Annotated in this window: 16 protein-coding genes; 13 read left to right on the top strand and 3 right to left on the bottom strand. The window is 34.8% G+C overall.

What is annotated here, in order from left to right:
• Positions 1-25: 25 nt before the first annotated feature.
• From MG292_RS03855 to MG292_RS03880, 6 genes are all read left to right on the top strand, one after another.
• Complete coding sequence (locus tag MG292_RS03855; RefSeq protein ID WP_264534017.1) at positions 26-568, top strand: YceD family protein; 543 nt, start codon at positions 26-28, stop codon at positions 566-568.
• 9 nt (positions 569-577) lie between these two features.
• Positions 578-772: a 50S ribosomal protein L32 gene (rpmF, locus tag MG292_RS03860; protein WP_200105737.1), complete on the top strand. Its 195-nt coding sequence runs from the start codon at positions 578-580 to the stop codon at positions 770-772.
• 169 nt (positions 773-941) lie between these two features.
• The gene (locus MG292_RS03865; protein WP_264534016.1) at positions 942-1,940 is read left to right on the top strand and encodes a beta-ketoacyl-ACP synthase III; all 999 of its coding nucleotides are present in this window, start codon (positions 942-944) and stop codon (positions 1,938-1,940) included.
• A gap of 23 nt (positions 1,941-1,963) precedes the next feature.
• Positions 1,964-2,452: an acetyl-CoA carboxylase biotin carboxyl carrier protein gene (accB, locus tag MG292_RS03870; RefSeq protein WP_264534015.1), complete on the top strand. Its 489-nt coding sequence runs from the start codon at positions 1,964-1,966 to the stop codon at positions 2,450-2,452.
• A 96-nt stretch (positions 2,453-2,548) separates the two neighbouring features.
• On the top strand, positions 2,549-3,895 hold the full coding sequence (gene accC, locus MG292_RS03875; RefSeq protein ID WP_264534014.1) for an acetyl-CoA carboxylase biotin carboxylase subunit: 1,347 nt from the start codon (positions 2,549-2,551) through the stop codon (positions 3,893-3,895).
• Between the two features lie 195 nt (positions 3,896-4,090).
• A complete protein-coding gene (locus MG292_RS03880; protein ID WP_264534013.1) occupies positions 4,091-4,558 on the top strand; it encodes a DUF1569 domain-containing protein in 468 nt (155 codons plus the stop codon).
• A gap of 32 nt (positions 4,559-4,590) precedes the next feature.
• Here MG292_RS03880 and MG292_RS03885 read toward each other — a convergent pair whose 3' ends face one another.
• Positions 4,591-6,486 (bottom strand): S9 family peptidase, encoded by a 1,896-nt coding sequence (locus MG292_RS03885; RefSeq protein ID WP_264534012.1) that lies wholly within the window; start codon positions 6,484-6,486, stop codon positions 4,591-4,593.
• Between the two features lie 236 nt (positions 6,487-6,722).
• Here MG292_RS03885 and mtgA point away from each other — a divergent pair, with 236 nt between their 5' ends.
• Complete coding sequence (mtgA, locus tag MG292_RS03890) at positions 6,723-7,400, top strand: monofunctional biosynthetic peptidoglycan transglycosylase (protein ID WP_264534011.1); 678 nt, start codon at positions 6,723-6,725, stop codon at positions 7,398-7,400.
• Between the two features lie 40 nt (positions 7,401-7,440).
• Here mtgA and panD read toward each other — a convergent pair whose 3' ends face one another.
• A complete protein-coding gene (gene panD / locus MG292_RS03895) occupies positions 7,441-7,791 on the bottom strand; it encodes an aspartate 1-decarboxylase (RefSeq protein ID WP_264534010.1) in 351 nt (116 codons plus the stop codon).
• A gap of 14 nt (positions 7,792-7,805) precedes the next feature.
• A complete protein-coding gene (panC, locus tag MG292_RS03900) occupies positions 7,806-8,654 on the bottom strand; it encodes a pantoate--beta-alanine ligase (protein WP_264534009.1) in 849 nt (282 codons plus the stop codon).
• A 107-nt stretch (positions 8,655-8,761) separates the two neighbouring features.
• Here panC and MG292_RS03905 point away from each other — a divergent pair, with 107 nt between their 5' ends.
• From MG292_RS03905 to MG292_RS03930, 6 genes are all read left to right on the top strand, one after another.
• Positions 8,762-9,568 carry a glycogen/starch synthase gene (locus MG292_RS03905; protein WP_264534008.1) on the top strand — a complete coding sequence of 269 codons (807 nt, stop codon included), beginning with the start codon at positions 8,762-8,764 and terminating at the stop codon, positions 9,566-9,568.
• A 22-nt stretch (positions 9,569-9,590) separates the two neighbouring features.
• Positions 9,591-9,734, top strand: coding sequence for a hypothetical protein (locus MG292_RS03910; protein ID WP_280158206.1), 144 nt, complete (start codon positions 9,591-9,593; stop codon positions 9,732-9,734).
• Positions 9,734-11,158: a BamH family beta-barrel-assembly machinery protein gene (bamH, locus tag MG292_RS03915; RefSeq protein WP_280158207.1), complete on the top strand. Its 1,425-nt coding sequence runs from the start codon at positions 9,734-9,736 to the stop codon at positions 11,156-11,158. The genes MG292_RS03910 and bamH overlap by 1 nt, the downstream gene beginning before the upstream one ends.
• An 8-nt stretch (positions 11,159-11,166) precedes the next feature.
• Positions 11,167-13,014, top strand: coding sequence for a glutamine--fructose-6-phosphate transaminase (isomerizing) (glmS, locus tag MG292_RS03920; protein ID WP_264534006.1), 1,848 nt, complete (start codon positions 11,167-11,169; stop codon positions 13,012-13,014).
• 249 nt (positions 13,015-13,263) lie between these two features.
• Complete coding sequence (locus MG292_RS03925; protein ID WP_264534005.1) at positions 13,264-16,080, top strand: TonB-dependent receptor domain-containing protein; 2,817 nt, start codon at positions 13,264-13,266, stop codon at positions 16,078-16,080.
• A 32-nt stretch (positions 16,081-16,112) separates the two neighbouring features.
• The gene (locus tag MG292_RS03930; RefSeq protein WP_264534004.1) at positions 16,113-17,669 is read left to right on the top strand and encodes an SGNH/GDSL hydrolase family protein; all 1,557 of its coding nucleotides are present in this window, start codon (positions 16,113-16,115) and stop codon (positions 17,667-17,669) included.
• The last annotated feature ends 22 nt before the right edge of the window (positions 17,670-17,691 follow it).

Consider the following 17,691-nt stretch of genomic DNA (forward strand, 5'->3'; position numbering starts at 1 on the left):
TAGTTGAGGGTAAAATGTTGTTGAAATGAAGAAGACGAAAGAATATTTAATTCCGTTTGTAGGATTAAAGCTAGGAAAACATCATTTTGAATATCAAATAGACAATGCGTTCTTTGATCTCTTTGATTATGACGAATTTCAAAATTCGGATATCAAAGTAAATGTAGTTTTAGAGAAAAAGTCCAATATGCTGGAAATCAGTTTCAAGCATGAAGGAATAGTAAATGTACCCTGTGATGTAACAGGAGAAGATTTTGATTTGCCAATCAAAAGCAAAATGAAATTGATTGTTCGTTTCGGCGAAGAATTCAATAATGATAACGAAGAGTTATTGATTTTGCCTTTTGGCGAATTTGAAGTAGATGTTGCACAGTATATTTATGAAATGATTGTACTTTCAGTACCTCTAAAACGAGTTCATCCAGGAGTTAAAGATGGGACTTTAGAGTCAGAAGCTTTAAAAAAACTGAATGAATTAGCAGTCAAAGAAACCAAAAAAGAGAATAAAAAAGAAGAAGATATTGACCCTCGATGGGACAAATTAAAGCAACTATTAACGGATAAATAATATAGTAAAATGGCACATCCTAAGAGAAAAGTCTCGAAAACAAGAAGAGATAAGAGAAGAACACATTATAAAGCAACTGTAGCTCAAATCGCTACATGTCCTGTTACAGGGGAAGCACACTTATACCACAGAGCATACTGGCACGAAGGTAAAATGTACTACAGAGGACAGGTGGTTATCGATAAATCAGAAGCTGTTGCTTAATACATTTTTGTAGCTAAAATAGAACTCTCACGATGTGAGAGTTTTTTTTGTTATCTATAATTTTTAATAAATTGAAGCGCTAAAGATTTGAATTCAAAATTTTTTTGTAATTTTCAAGTCTTTTAGAAAAAATCAACTGCATAGTAGTTGGTAACAATAAATGAATATAATGAGTACAATTACAGCCGCAATTACCGCTGTTGGAGCCTATGTTCCAGATTTTGTTTTGACAAATGAAATCCTTGAAACTATGGTCGATACAAATGACGAATGGATTACCGCTCGTACAGGAATTAAAGAAAGACGTATTCTGAAAGACGATAGCAAAGGCACATCTTACCTTGCTATTATGGCAGCCAAAGATCTAATGGCTAAGGCCAATTTAAATCCCCTAGAAATTGATTTAGTAATTGTAGCGACTGCTACTGCTGATATGCCTGTTGCAGCTACTGCGGCATACGTGGCAACAGAAATAGGTGCAACTAATGCCTTTGGCTACGATTTACAAGCCGCTTGTTCTAGTTTCTTGTTCGGAATGTCAACTGCTGCAGCCTACATTCAATCAGGAAGATATAAAAAAGTATTGCTTATTGGAGCTGATAAGATGTCATCTATTGTAGATTATACGGATCGCGCTACTTGTATCATTTTTGGAGATGGTGCTGGTGCTGCTTTGTTTGAGCCTAACTATGAAGGTTTAGGACTATTAGATGAATATTTACGTTCAGACGGAATTGGACGTGATTTCTTAAAAATTCCAGCAGGGGGTTCATTAATTCCTACCACAATTGATACCGTAAAAGAAAACAAACATAACATTATTCAAGATGGCCAAACCGTTTTTAAATATGCGGTAACTAATATGGCAGATGCTAGTGAGCAAATTTTGAAAAGAAATAATTTGACTAATGAAGATGTAGATTGGTTGGTGCCACACCAAGCAAACAAACGCATCATTGATGCTACGGCTAACCGAATGAATTTAGAAGAAGAGAAAGTATTGATGAATATTCAAAGATATGGAAATACTACCTCGGCTACGTTACCATTAGTCTTGAACGATTTTGAAAAACAATTCAAAAAAGGAGATACAATAATATTTGCTGCTTTTGGTGGTGGATTTACTTGGGGTTCTATTTACTTGAAATGGGCCTACGATAAAAAATAAATGTAAACTAAAAACAAATCATTATGGATTTAAAAGAAATTCAAAACCTAATCAAATTTGTTGCAAACTCAGGAGTTGCAGAAGTTAAATTAGAGATGGATGATGTGAAAGTAACCATCAAAACAACTCTAGAAGGAACTGCCACAGAAACCACTTATGTTCAGCAAATTCCAGCACAGCCAATAGTACAACAGGCAGTAGCCCCTCAAATAGCAGCTCCAGTACCAGCCACACCGGCTACGCCAGCCGCACCAGCTGCAGAAGAGTCTAAATACATTACTATTAAATCGCCAATTATTGGAACTTTCTATAGAAAACCATCACCAGACAAACCCGTTTTTGTTGAGGTAGGAAGTAGTGTTGGAAAAGGAGATGTTTTGTGTGTCATTGAAGCAATGAAATTATTCAACGAAATCGAATCAGAAGTTTCAGGTAAAATTGTTAAAATTTTAGTGGATGATATGTCTCCAGTAGAATTTGACCAACCATTATTCTTAGTAGATCCATCATAATTTAATAGTTTAAAAGTTTAGGCGTTTAGAAGTTTAAGTGTTTTTTAACCTCTTTCTACTAAACCCCTAAGCCCATAAACTTCTAAACTAAAAAGTATGTTTAAAAAAATATTAATTGCAAATAGAGGAGAAATTGCACTTCGTGTAATTCGTACTTGCAAAGAGATGGGAATCAAAACAGTTGCTGTTTATTCTACTGCTGATGCGGAAAGTTTACACGTAAAGTTTGCAGATGAAGCAGTGTGTATTGGTCCTGCGCCAAGTAATTTGTCCTATTTGAAAATGTCCAATATTATTGCGGCAGCAGAAATTACCAATGCTGATGCCATTCACCCAGGATACGGTTTCCTTTCTGAAAATTCAAAATTTTCAAAAATCTGTCAAGAACACGGTATTAAATTTATTGGTGCAGCTCCAGAAATGATTGACAGAATGGGTGATAAAGCTTCGGCTAAATCAACCATGATTGAAGCAGGAGTGCCTTGTGTTCCAGGATCAGAAGGGATCTTAGAATCTTTTGAACAAGCACAAAAAGTTGCTAAAGAAATAGGGTATCCTGTAATGATGAAAGCTACTGCAGGTGGAGGAGGAAAAGGGATGCGTGCCATTTGGAAAGAAGAAGAACTCCATAAAGCATGGGAAAGTGCACGTCAGGAAGCAGCTGCGGCTTTTGGAAATGACGGGATGTATATGGAAAAATTAATTGAAGAGCCTCGTCATATTGAAATTCAAGTGGTGGGGGATTCTTATGGTAAAGCCTGTCACCTTTCTGAAAGAGATTGTTCTGTACAACGTCGTCACCAAAAATTAACCGAAGAAACACCTTCGCCATTTATGACCGATGAATTACGTCAAAAAATGGGAGAAGCTGCTGTAAAAGCTGCTGAATATATTAAATATGAAGGAGCTGGAACAGTAGAATTCTTGGTAGACAAACACCGTAATTTCTATTTTATGGAAATGAATACGCGTATTCAAGTAGAACATCCAATTACAGAACAAGTAATTGATTACGACTTGATTCGTGAGCAAATTTTAGTGGCAGCTGGTGTGCCAATTTCCGGTAAAAACTATTTACCACAATTACATGCAATTGAATGCCGTATCAATGCCGAAGATCCTTATAATGATTTCCGTCCGTCACCGGGGAAAATCACCACCTTGCACATGCCAGGGGGGCACGGTGTACGTTTAGATACTCACGTATATTCAGGGTATTCTATTCCGCCAAACTACGATTCTATGATTGCTAAGTTGATTACCACAGCGCAAACACGTGAAGAAGCTATCAGTAAAATGAGAAGAGCTTTGGACGAATTCGTAATTGAAGGAGTTAAAACTACGATTCCGTTCCACAGACAGTTGATGGACGATCCTCGTTATATTGCAGGAGATTATACAACAGCTTTCATGGACACATTCAAAATGAATGATCCGGAATAAAAAATGAAACACATTTCATAGAAAACCTTGCATCATTGCAAGGTTTTTTGTTTAATGTATTGTTTTGAGAGGGAATACGATTAGTTTTTTGGGTCTATTCACCGCAGATTCGCAGATTTTTTACTAAATTTTCATTCACGATTAAAGATTATGTATTTTTGATTTGCTTAGAGCCAAAAAAACGAAAATCATAAAATGAAAAATAAATTAGATTCTTTATTAAACCAATTAGAACACCATATTCCAAGTAGTGAATTGATTAATTCACAAGTATCTCAATCTACTGTTGGATGGCAAATTGAACATTCGCTTTTAACTATAAATGGGATTGTTAGCGCTGTACAAAAGTCCAATCCGAAAGATTATAACTGGAAGTTTAGTTTGATGAAGTTGATTATTTTGGCAACGAAAAAAATACCTAGAGGAAAAGCAAAAGCACCCAAAGTTGTGGTTCCAAAAGCACTCATAAACAATGATGATTTACAAGAACATTTGTCTAAAACAAGAGACGCGATTAAAGCGTTGGAGATGGTTTCCAAAGATCAGTTTTTTGAACATCCTTACTTTGGAAAATTGAAACTAAAGGAAACAATCCGTTTCCTTGAAATTCACACAGATCATCATTTAAATATCATTGAAGATATTGTCACTAATAAATACTAAAAACCTCGTCATTGACGAGGTTTTCTTTTACATTATAAAGTTTCTTTCAGCCATTTGAAAAATTCTTTTTGCCAAACTTGCGCATTTTGAGGCTTCAATACCCAATGATTTTCTTCTGGGAAATACAAAAACCTACTTTTTATACCACGAAGTTGTGCAGCTTGGAATGCTTCTTGACTTTGTCCAATTGGCACACGGAAATCTTTTCCACCTTGAATGATTAAGATAGGTTTGTTCCATTTGTCTACCAAATTCATTGGATTGAATGTAGTATAACTTTTTTGTGCGGCGGCATTGTCTTTTTCCCAATAGGCACCTCCAAAATCCCAATTATTAAAGAAGACTTCTTCGGTGGTACCAAACATACTTTGGGTATTAAAAACACCATCGTGAGCAATGAACGTTTTGAAACGGTTGTTGTGAATACCGGCTAAATAAAATACAGAATAGCCCCCATAACTAGCCCCCACACATCCTAAACGTGTTTTATCTACATACGATTCTTTGGCCACGTCATCAATTGCTGACAGGTAATCGTCCATTACTTGTCCGCCCCAATCTTTACTGATTTGCTCATTCCATGCTACACCATGACCTTGCATTCCGCGACGGTTAGGAGCGACTACAATATAACCGTTAGCCGCCATTAATTGGAAATTCCAACGGTACGAATAAAATTGTGTCAAAGCACTTTGAGGTCCACCTTGGCAATACAATAAGGTTGGATATTTTTTTGTAGCATCAAAATTAGGAGGTAAAATGACCCAAACTAGCATTTTCTTTCCATCGGTAGTGGTTACATAACGTCTTTCTGTTTTGCTTAGCGCCAAAGTGTTGTAAGTTGCTGTGTTCACATTAGACAATTGAGTCCAGCTTTTTTTCTTTAGATGAAACGAGTAAATTTCAGCGGCATGATTCATGTCGGCACGAGTTAAAAAAACGGTATCTCCAGAGAAACCAATAATGTCATTCACATCAAAATCACCATTGGTAATTTGGCGCACCTGAACCGCTATTTTTGTCGTACCTGGGAAGTTCACTTCAAAAAGTTGTTTGGTTCCGTCAACAGCAGCAATAAAGTAGATGCTTTTGCCGTCTTTACTCCATAAAAAATGATCCACACTTCCGTCCCAATTTGCCGTTAAGTTCAATTTCATTCCTTTAAAAGAAACAATAATGTCGTTTTTGTCAGCCTCATACCCATCGCGTTTCATTTGTAACCAAGCTAAATTCCCAGTCGATGAAAATTGAGGTGCCATATCATACCCGTCATTACCTTCGGTTAAATTAGTTGTGTTTCCTGTAGCTAAGTCATATTGATAAATATTAGTATTGGTCGAAATGGCATATTGTGTGCCTGCTTTTTTCTTGCATACATACAAAATACTTTTGCTGTCTGGCGACCAAATATAATCTTCGTCTCCGCCAAAAGGTTTTTGAGGACTATCAAAGTTTTCTCCTTTTAAGAGGTCAATCCCAATAGCTCCTTCTTTGTTTTCTTTGTAAAAAACGTGGTTGAATTTCCCTTCGTTCCAAGTATCCCAATGGCGATAGTCTAATCCATTGTAGATTTGTACGTCTGATTTTTGTAGTTCCGGATAAAAATCTTTTCCATGTACTTTGTCAATTTTTACCTCTTCGTTGTACACGATGTATTTCCCGTCAGGCGAGACGTTTTTGTCTGTTAAGATAATTTTACTGTCTTTAATTTCTGTTGCCACGCCTCCAGTAATCGGTAAAACGTAGGTTTTTGAATTGGATTTGTTTTCTGCTACAGAGGGCGTACTTACTTTGTAGACAATATTTTTGCCGTCTTTAGAAATACCTAAAGGACTTATTCTGCCTAATTTCCAAAGTAGTTCAGGAGTCATTGTGTTTTGCGCCATGGCATGTAAACTGATTAGAGTGAAAAGAATTATTTTTTTCATAACATTTATTGATTTTCGGTTCATAAAAATAATTAATTCTAATGAGAAACGCGATTTTAATGCGAAATTTTAGCCCAGATGGGAACGGCATCCTTTTTCTTTTTTTGGATGAGGGGAGGATTTGGGATAAAAAAAAGAAAAAGATATAGTGGACAGCTGGAGATAGCTCCAAAAAAGTAGTATTTTTATACCAATTCAAATCAGGCTTTTTTAGAAGCATTTTTAGATTCTTACTTATGGTTAAATTAAAACGTATTTTATATAAAGTTGTAGTGTGGTTTTTGGGGCTTTCGGTATTCTCAGTAGTCTTTTTCAAATTTGTGCCTGTGCCATTTACTCCTTTAATGGGGATTCGAATTATTGAAAATAAGTGGGATAAAAAGCCTATTTATTTTGAACATGATTGGGAGCCCATTGAAAAGATCTCAATGAATTTGCAAAAAGCAGTAATTGCTAGTGAAGATGGGACTTTTTTACGACATCACGGGTTTGATTTTAGCGCTATGCAAAAAGCGTTTCAAAATAATGCGAATGGCAAAAAGATAAAAGGAGGAAGTACCATTTCGCAGCAAACGGCCAAAAATGTATTTTTATGGCAGGGCAGAAGTTATTTTAGAAAAGCTTTGGAAGCCTATTTTACGGTTTTAATCGAATTGATTTGGGGTAAAGAACGTATTATGGAGGTGTATTTGAACAGTATTGAAATGGGAGACGGTATTTATGGAGCCCATGCTGCTACTCGTTACTGGTATGGTAAAGATGCTTCTAGTTTAACTAAAATGGAGGCGGCAGGAATAGCTGCTATTTTACCTAATCCAAGAAAATATAAAGCATCTAATTCTTCTGCGTTTATAAACAGGAGAAAAGAGAGAATTGTCCGTGTAATGCGACATATTGGAAAGATTAAGTATTAAAAAAGCCTCTTAAGAGGCTTTTTAATCAATTATTTTCAATTTAGGTAAGTGAATTATTTGCTTCATTCGGGAAGATGATCCAAGGTTTGAACGTTTTGGCTTCTTCAAAATCTAGGGTTGCATAGGATATAATGATTATAATATCATCTTTCTGTACTTTTCGAGCTGCAGGGCCATTTAGGGTAATTGTACCTGAGTTTTTTTCTCCTTTGATGGCATAAGTTTCAAAACGTTCTCCATTGTTTACGTTAACAATGGCTACTTTTTCACCTTCAATGATATTGGAAGCTTCTAGTAAAGCTTCGTCAATAGTAATGCTTCCGATGTAATTTAAATCGGCTCCAGTTACCTTAACTCGGTGTATTTTTGATTTTACAACTTGAATTTGCATGATGCAAAAGTAATTTAATTTAGTGAAATGGTGTCAATCAATCGAATATTGTTTACAAAAACAGCAATAAAAGCCCGATAATTTTTATTTTTTTCTTTTTTTAAGCAAGGCAATAGCGTTTCTTCGTCGGCTATGGTAAAGTATTCCAAATTAAATATTGGATTGTTTTCAAAGGTTTGTTGAACAGACTGATAAATGGTTTCAAGGTCTTCTTTTCCAAATTTTTCTTTAGCCTCAAGTAATGTTTGGTAAATAATACTTGCTTTTTCTCGCTCTTGTACAGAGAGTCTTTCGTTTCTGGAGCTCATAGCAAGTTGATTATGTTCGCGAGCAATAGGACATCCAATGATAGTTACAGGGATTTGATTTTTAGCAACCAATTTTTTCACAATTTGTAGTTGTTGAAAATCTTTTTCTCCAAAATACGCATTGGTTGGCTGTATTATTTCGAATAAACATTTCACAATAGTGCCTACTCCGTTGAAATGACCGGGTCTAAATTTTCCTTCCATTACATTCTCTAATCCATCAAAATCAAAAGTTTCTGACTTAGGATTTTTACCATAAACATCTTCAACAGAAGGAGCGTATAGGATAATTTCAGAACTTAAATCGGATATTTTTTTAATATCCGCATCAAGCGTTCGGGGGTATTTTGCTAAATCTTCAGGGTTATTAAACTGGGTTGGGTTTACAAAAATACTAACTACAGTTACTTTATTTTCGTTTAAAGATTGTTTGATTAAAGCTAGGTGACCCGCGTGTAAAGCACCCATGGTTGGGACAAATCCGATAGTGGAATTGGCTGATATAATAGGTTTTAAATGGGCTATTAATGGAGCTTTTCCGTAGAAAATGTACATAATGGATGTTTTAAATGGAGTGCAAACTTAACATATTTGTTATAAAGTGCATAAATTTTTGTAATTTTGCTCGGTTTTTATTGCCAAAAAATTAAGTAAATTGTAATATGAAAGACAAGAAGATATTATATGTATCATCTGAAGTAGTTCCTTATCTTGCTGAAAATGAGGTTTCTTTGATGTCCTATGATGCGCCTAAAATGATTAATGATCAAGGTGGACAGATAAGAATTTTTATGCCAAGATATGGAAATATCAATGAGAGGAGACATCAATTACATGAGGTAATTCGGCTTTCAGGGATGAATTTGGTAGTAAATGATTTGGACATGCCATTAATCATTAAAGTGGCATCTATTCCTAAGGAAAGAATTCAGGTTTATTTTATTGATAACGAGGAGTATTTTAAGCGTAAATATACTTTTTTTGATGAATCAGGAAAATTGTACCCAGATAATGATGAGCGTGCTATTTTCTTTGCTAAAGGAGTAGTAGAGACAGTAAAAAAATTAAATTGGGTTCCAGATATTATTCATGTTCACGGTTGGATGGCAGCAATGTTACCCATTTACATGAAGCATTTTTATAAGAATGAGGCCTTGTTTTCTGAAACTAAAATAGTTACTTCTGTATACAGTGAATCATTTGAAGGGACATTAGATTCGGAAATGATTAATAAAGTGAAATTTGATAATGTGCCTTTGGAGTCTATTTTGGATCTTGAAGTGCCTAATTATGAAAACATTATCAAAGCCACAATTAAACATTCTGACGCTGTTATTATTGGTTCTGAAAATCTATCACCAAGTTTAACAAAATTTATAGAAACTTCAGGAAAACCTTTTTTACCTTTCCAATCGAAAGAAGTATTTGCAGAAGCGTATACTAATTTCTATAAAAACGAGGTTCTTTAAAAATTAAACTTTAGCGTAAAACATGTACAATACTTCTTTTTTTAAGAAATTAATTTTAATCTTAGTAGCTCTCATTTTGTATTCTTGTGATAAAGATTATAATGCTATTGGGGCTGATTTATTAGAGAAAATCACTTTGACTTTTTACAATACACTTCTGATGTAGTGGCTCATAATCAAAAGATAGGGCCTGTTGACAGTAATAATTTACCAATAAATGCCCTTGGTATTTATGATGACCCAGCATTTGGTAAAACAACAGCTCATTTTGCTACTCAATTGAGTTTGTCTTCAATAGCTCCAACTATAGGAGCTAATGCTGTGATTGATAGTGTATATTTATCTGTGCCTTACTTTAGTACTTTAAAAACTACTAATTCTGATGGGAGTCATGTCTATGAATTAGATTCGATTTATGGTGGTCAATCTCCTATCAAATTAAGCATATATGAGTCGGGATATTATATGCGTGACTTAGATCCTGCAACTTCATTTCAAGAAAGTCAAAAGTACTTTACAGATCAAAATGTTGTATTTGATAATGCTAAATTGGGTACGCGCCTCAATAATTCCTCAAATCCATCTCAAAACGATTTGTTCTTTTTTGATTCGAAAGAAATTGTTCAGAAAACAACAGCTACAGACGGTAAAGTTACTACAACTCGCTCTGTTCCAGCAATGCGATTAAAACTGAGCGATAGTTTTTTTAGGGATAAAATTCTAAATGCATCCTCTGATAAATTGGTAAGCAATGAAGCATTTAAAAACTATTTTAGAGGTCTTTATTTTAAGGTTGAGACTGTTTCTGGGAGTGCAGGCAGTATGGCAATGATGAATTTCAAATCCGGAAAAATAATAATAAGTTACACAGAGGACCAAGTGAGTAATAATGTTACTACTAGGGTTCCTAAAACTATTGAGCTTAATTTGACAGGAAATTCAGTAAGCCTTTTAGATCAAAGTAATTTGAATGCGTCGTATATAAATGCAGTTACTAATCCCAATTCAAGTTTAGGAGATGCTAATTTGTATTTGAAAGGAGGAGAGGGATCGATGGCTGTAATTGATTTATTTAAAACACCAGGAGAGTTAGATTTGATTAGAAGTAGAGGTTGGTTAATTAATGAAGCGAACCTGATTTTTCATATTGATGCAACCAAAATGGCCTCAAGTACAGAGCCAAACCGAGTCTACCTTTATGATCTCACACATAATAAACCAGTAGTTGATTATTATTTAGACGCTACAAATTCTTCAGATGCTAAAAAATCTAAATATGTCTTTAGTGGTTTAATCAATAAAGAAGCAGTTACTAATGGTAGAGGACAAACGTATAAAATTAGGATTACGAATCAGATACGTAATTTAGTTAAGCATGCAGATTCTACTAACGTAAAACTAGGTCTTGTAGTTACAGAAAATATTTCGGAGTCTAGTTTTGTCAAATTAAGAAATGCAAATTCTTTTTCTGCCAAAATCGTTAAGGCTTCGGTTATGAATCCTCTGGGAACTATTCTTTATGGGACTCATCCTTCCATTCCGGAAGATAAAAGATTAAAACTTCAAATTTATTATACAAAACCTAATTAGATTGCGTTATGTGTGGAATAGTTGGTTATATTGGTTACAGAGAGGCTTACCCTATTGTTATTAAAGGTTTGAAAAGACTAGAATACAGGGGTTATGATAGTGCAGGTGTCATGTTATATGATGGAGAAAATCTAAAACTTTGTAAAACAAAAGGAAAAGTATCTGATCTTGAGGCAAAAGCCGTTAAGGAGATTACCACTAGCGGATCTATCGGGATTGGTCATACAAGATGGGCAACTCACGGTGTGCCAAATGATGTTAATTCACATCCTCATCTTTCTAATTCAGGAAATTTGGCAATTATTCATAATGGAATAATAGAAAATTATGCGCCTCTGAAAGAAGAGTTAATCAAAAGAGGATACGTATTTCATTCAGATACTGATTCTGAGGTTTTAGTTAATTTAATTGAAGATATTCAAATCAAAGAAAAGTTAAAACTAGGAAAAGCGATTCAAGTGGCATTGAACCAAGTGGTAGGGGCCTATGCAATCGCTGTATTTGATAGAAATAATCCAGAAGAAATTGTAGCAGCAAGACTAGGAAGCCCTTTAGCTATTGGGGTGGGAGAGGGTGAATATTTTATTGCTTCAGATGCTTCTCCATTTATAGAGTATACTTCAAACGCAATTTATTTAGAAGATGGTGAAATAGCCAATATTAGGTTACACAAACCAATGAAGATAAGAAAAATTAAAGATGATACATTGGTAGATCCTTATATTCAAGAGCTTCAAATGAATTTGGAACAAATTGAAAAGGGTGGCTATGATCATTTCATGCTAAAAGAAATTTATGAACAGCCTAATGTAATTAAAGACACTTATAGAGGTAGATTGCATTCTAATGAAGGGATAATTCAAATGGCTGGCGTGGAAGATCATCTTGAAAAATTCTTACATGCAGATCGAATTATTATTGTGGCTTGTGGAACTTCGTGGCATGCAGGATTGGTTGCAGAATATGTTTTTGAGGAGTTTACAAGAATCCCAGTTGAAGTAGAATATGCTTCAGAATTTAGATATAGAAATCCAATTATAAGCAGCAAAGATGTAGTAATTGCTATTTCTCAATCAGGAGAAACAGCAGATACTATGGCAGCGATAAAATTAGCAAAAGAACATGGCGCTTTTGTGTTTGGTGTATGTAATGTAGTGGGATCATCTATTTCTAGAGAAAGTCATGCAGGGGCCTATACTCATGCTGGTCCTGAAATTGGGGTAGCATCTACAAAAGCTTTCACAACTCAAATCACAGTTTTAACAATGATTGCGTTACGTTTAGCAAAAGCAAAAGGTACTTTGTCCAATTCGGATTTTCATATGTACCTACAAGAGTTAGAAATTATTCCTGAAAAAGTAAAAGAAGCATTAGAAACGGCAGTTACCACTAAGAAAATTGCAACTACTTTCAAAGATGCCCACAATTGTTTGTACTTAGGTAGGGGGTATAATTTTCCAGTAGCTCTCGAAGGAGCATTAAAATTAAAAGAGATTTCGTACATACACGCTGAAGGATATCCTGCAGCAGAGATGAAGCATGGTCCAATTGCGTTAATAGACGAGCAAATGCCTGTAATTGTTATTGCTCCAAAGCAAGGACATTATGATAAAATTGTAAGTAATATACAAGAAATTAAATCCAGAAGTGGGCGGATAATTGCCGTTGTAACTAAAGGGGATACTCAAGTAAGAGAGTTAGCAGACTATGTTATTGAAGTTCCTGAAACTTCCGATGCATTGTCTCCGTTAATTACCACAATTCCTCTACAATTATTGTCCTATTATATTGCAGTGTTTAGAGGTTGTAATGTTGATCAACCAAGAAACTTAGCAAAATCGGTTACGGTAGAGTAATTTTTTAGATAAATTTTTTTTAATAAAGCGAGATTCATTCTCGCTTTATTTGTTTTAGAATAATTCAATTAGTAAGTAATTTGATGGCTAATTTTACTTAATAAGTTCACAAAATCTTTATTATTTATTTATTCGAATTAGTTAAAAATGAGCTAAATAGTTGTTGAATATGAAATTTAATGACCCAAATTTTAATAATAGCAAAAAATATTTGTATTTTGGTCGCATAAACCAACAAAATTTTAACCAATGAGAGTATACGTGCTTTTTTTATCATTGTTTTTTTGTAGCATTTCTTTCGCACAAACTGCGGTTTCAGGTTCTGTTACAGACAACAACAACCAGCCAATCCCAGGAGCTAATATTAAAGTTATTGGGGATTCGAATGGAGCAATTACAGATAACGAAGGGAAATTCGTTTTGAATTCAAAGAAAAAATTACCATTTCAAATTGAAGTTACCGCTTTAGGTTTTGGCGCTAAAAAAGTGATGGTTTCATCCAATAGTCAAAAACTTGTGGTAAAACTTTCTGATGAAGAAACAAAGTTAAATGAGATTGTAGTTTCTGCTTCAAGAACACCAGAACGTGTTTTGGAATCTCCTGTAACCATTGAAAGAATGGGTATTGCCGACATTAAGAAAACTGCCTCGGCAACTTTTTATGAAGGATTAGAGAATTTGAAAGAGGTTCAAATGAATACAAGTAGTTTGACTTTTAAATCAATCAACACAAGAGGTTTTGCTACAGTAGCAAATGTGCGTTTTATGCAATTAGTTGATGGAATGGATAATTCTTCTCCGTTGTTAAACTTTGTGATCGGAAATATGATAGGTGTTTCAGAAATTGATGTACAAAGTGTTGAATTGCTGCCTGGTGCTTCCTCTGCTTTATATGGAGCGAATGCTTTTAATGGTATTTTGTTTATGAATAGTAAAAGCCCTTTTACAAGTCAAGGAATTAGAGCGTATGCTAAATATGGTCAAACTAGTCAAAAAGCGGCTGGAGTTAATGATTATGTAGATTACGGAATCCGAATGGCAAAAGCTTTCAATCCATATTTTGCTGCAAAAGCTAATTTTACTTTTATGAAAGGTACTGATTGGTTTGCAACTAATTATGATGATAAGACAGTAGTAGGAAGAGACAGAAGTCATGTAAATTATGACGGAATTAATGTGTATGGGGATGAGGTTTCGACCAATATCAAAGGAGTAGGAAATTCATTAGCTTCTATGGGCCTAATTCCTGCAAGTGCAGTTAATTTATTGCCTAGTTATAATGTTAGTAGAACAGGTTATAATGAGGTAGATTTAACAGACAATAAAGCATCAAATACTAAGATAGATTTTTCATTGCACTTCAGACCTTTTGGTAATGAAAAATTAGAAATGATTTGGCAAAGTAAGTTTGGTTTTGGTAATGCAGTTTACCAAGGGGCTAATAGATATTATTTGAATAATTTCTTCATGCAACAACACAAATTGGAGTTTAAAGGTAAGAATTTCTTCTTAAGAGGATATACAACTACTGAAGATGGAGGAAATTCTTACGATATGTTGTTTACAGGAATTAATATCAATAGAAAATGGAAATCAGATAGTCAATGGTTTGGTCAATATGCAGGGGCATATGTTCAAGCAACTTTAGGAGGGATGACTCCAGAGAACGCTCACAAAGCAGCTAGAGCTGTGGCCGATACAGGTAGATTATTGCCTGGAACAGCAGCTTTTAAAAGCGCATTTGATCAAGTTACCAATGAAGCGAGTGTATTATCAGGTTCTAAACTAGTTGATAATTCTAGAATTTATCATTCAGATGCGAATTATAATTTCAAAGATGTAATAAAATTTGCTGAAATTCAAGTAGGGGGATCCTATAGAGCGTATCAATTGAATTCTCATGGTAGAATTTACACGGATGCTAATGGACCTATTAATTATAATGAATACGGAGCGTATACTCAATTGACTAAAAAATTGATGGATGATAGATTAAAGTTTACGGGATCTATTCGTTATGATAAGTCGAAAAATTTTGATGGAAATATTTCGCCAAGAGTATCTTTAGTGTACACTGGTGGTGAAAGTAGAAAACATAATTTTAGAGCTTCTTTTCAAACAGGTTTCAGAAACCCTTCTACACAAGATCAGTACATAGGATTTAACGTTGGAAGCGCAATCCTTTTAGGATCTGCTCCAGATAACTTACCTAGATTTAAAGAAACATTACCAGTTGCTACAACTGTAGGACAACTTTTTGCAGGAGGAACTACGGTTAATATTACAGGATTAAATGCGTATAATAATTCGTATACCGCAGCTTCAGTTGCAGCTCTTACAGCTTCTGGGAATCCAGCATTACTTAAGAAAACTAATTTAGCATATGTTAAGCCAGAGGAAGTTAAAGCATTTGAACTAGGATATCGTTCAGTAATCAAGGACTTGTCAATAGATATCAATGGTTATTACAATATATACAATAATTTTATTGGAAACATTAATGTAGTTGCACCTTTATACGGAAGAGCTCAAGACGCTCCAAATCCAGCAGGAGGAGCTACTGATTTAGGAACACAATCATTACACGCATTGCAAAACGGAAATTACAGAGCGTTTCAATTGTATACTAATACAGATGTAGAGATCAAATCACTTGGTTTTGGTCTTGGTATAGCTAAAAAAGTATACAAAGATTTTGAAGCAGGAATCAATTATAATTATGCAGAATTCAATTTTGATCAGTCAAAAGACGCAAGTTTTGAAGCAGGATTTAATACTCCAAAACATCGAATTAAAGCCTCTTTTGGAAATGAGAAATTGTTCAAAAATTTTGGATTTAATGTAAGTGGAAGATGGAATAGTGAATATTTATGGCAATCTACTATGGTGGACGGAATTATAAAATCAGCTACTGTAATCGATGCTCAGGTAAACTATTTAATTCCTCAATTAAAATCGACACTTAAAATTGGAGCCGCCAATATTGGGGGGAAAGAATATATCCAAGTATTAGGTGCTGGTGCTATAGGACAACAATACTTTGCTTCTTGGACAATTAATCCTTAATTGAATTCATAATTTTTTTAAATAGAACAATCATGATAAAAAATTTCAAATGGCTATTTTTGGTTTCGTTAACCTTTGTAGCTTGTACTAACAATGATGATGCGGTAGTTGAAGAACCAGTTTCGGCTGGAACTGCTAATTTTTCTAAATATGTAGCTTTAGGAGATTCCTTTGCGGCAGGATACAGCGATGGGGCTTTATTTATTGAAGGACAAAAAGGGGCCTATCCAAATTTACTTTCTCAACAGTTCGCTGCTGCAGGAGGAGGGACGTTTACTACACCTTTAATGGCAGATAATGTTGGAGGTTTGTTATTGGGAGGTAATGTAATAGCTGCAAAGCGCATGTATTTTAATGGTTCTGCTCCAGTTACAGTTTCAGGAACTACCTCGACAGAAGTAAGTACTAAAGTTTCAGGGCCTTTTAATAATTTAGGAGTTCCAGGAGCAAAGAGTTATCACCTAGTTGCAGCAGGATATGGGAATGTTGCTGGTGTTGCTGGGGGTTTAGCTAATCCTTATTTTGCTCGTTTTTCTACTTCGGCTACAACGACAGTTTTGTCAGATGCTTTGGCTCAATCACCTACATTTTTCTCTTTATGGATTGGGGGGAATGATGTTTTAGGGTATGCTACTTCTGGAGGAGTAGGCGTAAATCAAACAGGAAATAATAATCCAGCTACTTACGGTGCAAATGATATTACAGATCCAGGTGTATTTGCTTATGTGTATAATAGTTTGATTACTAATCTTACTGCAAATGGAGCTAAAGGAGTGGTTGCTAATTTACCATACGTTTCTACTTTGCCTTATTTTACAACGGTTCCTTACAACCCATTAACTACATCGGTATTGGGTTCTGGAAATACAGCAGTTGGTCAAGCAACTATTTCAGCTTTGAACACTCAATTATATGGGCCTTTAAAATCAGCATTAACCTATTTAGGAGCTGGAGATCGAATTAATTTGCTTTCTACTACAGCTTCTAATCCATTATTGATTAAAGATGAATCTATTACAAACTTGTCTGCGCAACTTACAGCAGTTCTTACACCTACCTTAGGAGCTCAAACTGCTGCTTTTTATGGAGCTATTTATGGGCAAGCGCGTCAGGCTACGGCTACTGATTTAGTATTGCTACCAACACAATCAGTAATTGGGACTGCTCCAACGGCTTCTAATTCAGGCTTAGGAATAGCGCCACCGTCTCCGTTAAATAAGTTTGGTATTACCTTTCCATTACAAGATGCACACGTTTTAATTCCAGTTGAAATCGACGCTATCAAAGTTGCTACAGATGCTTATAATTCAAGCATAAGAGCTATTGCAGATGCTAAAGGTTTAGCTTTTGTTGATGCTAAAGCAATAATGACTCAATTATCAACTACAGGAATAGTGAGTAATAGTTTTACTATGACCACTACTTATGTAACCGGAGGGGCTTTCTCTCTTGATGGAATTCATCCAAGTCCAAGAGGCTACGGTTTAATTGCTAATGCTTTTATTGATGCGATTAATTCAAAATATACTTCGACTCTTAAAAAACATGATTTAGGAAAATATAGAATTTTATTTCCTTCAAGTTTGTAATAAAACACACACTCGAGTTTGA

The organism is Flavobacterium keumense (genome assembly GCF_029866485.1).
Taxonomy (GTDB): Bacteria; Bacteroidota; Bacteroidia; order Flavobacteriales; family Flavobacteriaceae; genus Flavobacterium; species Flavobacterium keumense.

Excerpts from the sequence above, each read along its gene's own strand:
- panC (WP_264534009.1), bottom strand. The coding sequence starts at position 8,654 with ATGTACATTTTCTACGGAAAAGCTCCATTAATAGCCCATTTAAAACCT.
- glmS (WP_264534006.1), top strand. The coding sequence starts at position 11,167 with ATGTGTGGAATAGTTGGTTATATTGGTTACAGAGAGGCTTACCCTATT.
- MG292_RS03910 (WP_280158206.1), top strand. The coding sequence starts at position 9,591 with ATGTACAATACTTCTTTTTTTAAGAAATTAATTTTAATCTTAGTAGCT.
- MG292_RS03855 (WP_264534017.1), top strand. The coding sequence starts at position 26 with ATGAAGAAGACGAAAGAATATTTAATTCCGTTTGTAGGATTAAAGCTA.
- MG292_RS03925 (WP_264534005.1), top strand. The coding sequence starts at position 13,264 with ATGAGAGTATACGTGCTTTTTTTATCATTGTTTTTTTGTAGCATTTCT.
- MG292_RS03905 (WP_264534008.1), top strand. The coding sequence starts at position 8,762 with ATGAAAGACAAGAAGATATTATATGTATCATCTGAAGTAGTTCCTTAT.
- MG292_RS03880 (WP_264534013.1), top strand. The coding sequence starts at position 4,091 with ATGAAAAATAAATTAGATTCTTTATTAAACCAATTAGAACACCATATT.
- rpmF (WP_200105737.1), top strand. The coding sequence starts at position 578 with ATGGCACATCCTAAGAGAAAAGTCTCGAAAACAAGAAGAGATAAGAGA.
- accC (WP_264534014.1), top strand. The coding sequence starts at position 2,549 with ATGTTTAAAAAAATATTAATTGCAAATAGAGGAGAAATTGCACTTCGT.
- MG292_RS03865 (WP_264534016.1), top strand. The coding sequence starts at position 942 with ATGAGTACAATTACAGCCGCAATTACCGCTGTTGGAGCCTATGTTCCA.
- mtgA (WP_264534011.1), top strand. The coding sequence starts at position 6,723 with ATGGTTAAATTAAAACGTATTTTATATAAAGTTGTAGTGTGGTTTTTG.
- panD (WP_264534010.1), bottom strand. The coding sequence starts at position 7,791 with ATGCAAATTCAAGTTGTAAAATCAAAAATACACCGAGTTAAGGTAACT.
- MG292_RS03885 (WP_264534012.1), bottom strand. The coding sequence starts at position 6,486 with ATGAAAAAAATAATTCTTTTCACTCTAATCAGTTTACATGCCATGGCG.
- MG292_RS03930 (WP_264534004.1), top strand. The coding sequence starts at position 16,113 with ATGATAAAAAATTTCAAATGGCTATTTTTGGTTTCGTTAACCTTTGTA.
- accB (WP_264534015.1), top strand. The coding sequence starts at position 1,964 with ATGGATTTAAAAGAAATTCAAAACCTAATCAAATTTGTTGCAAACTCA.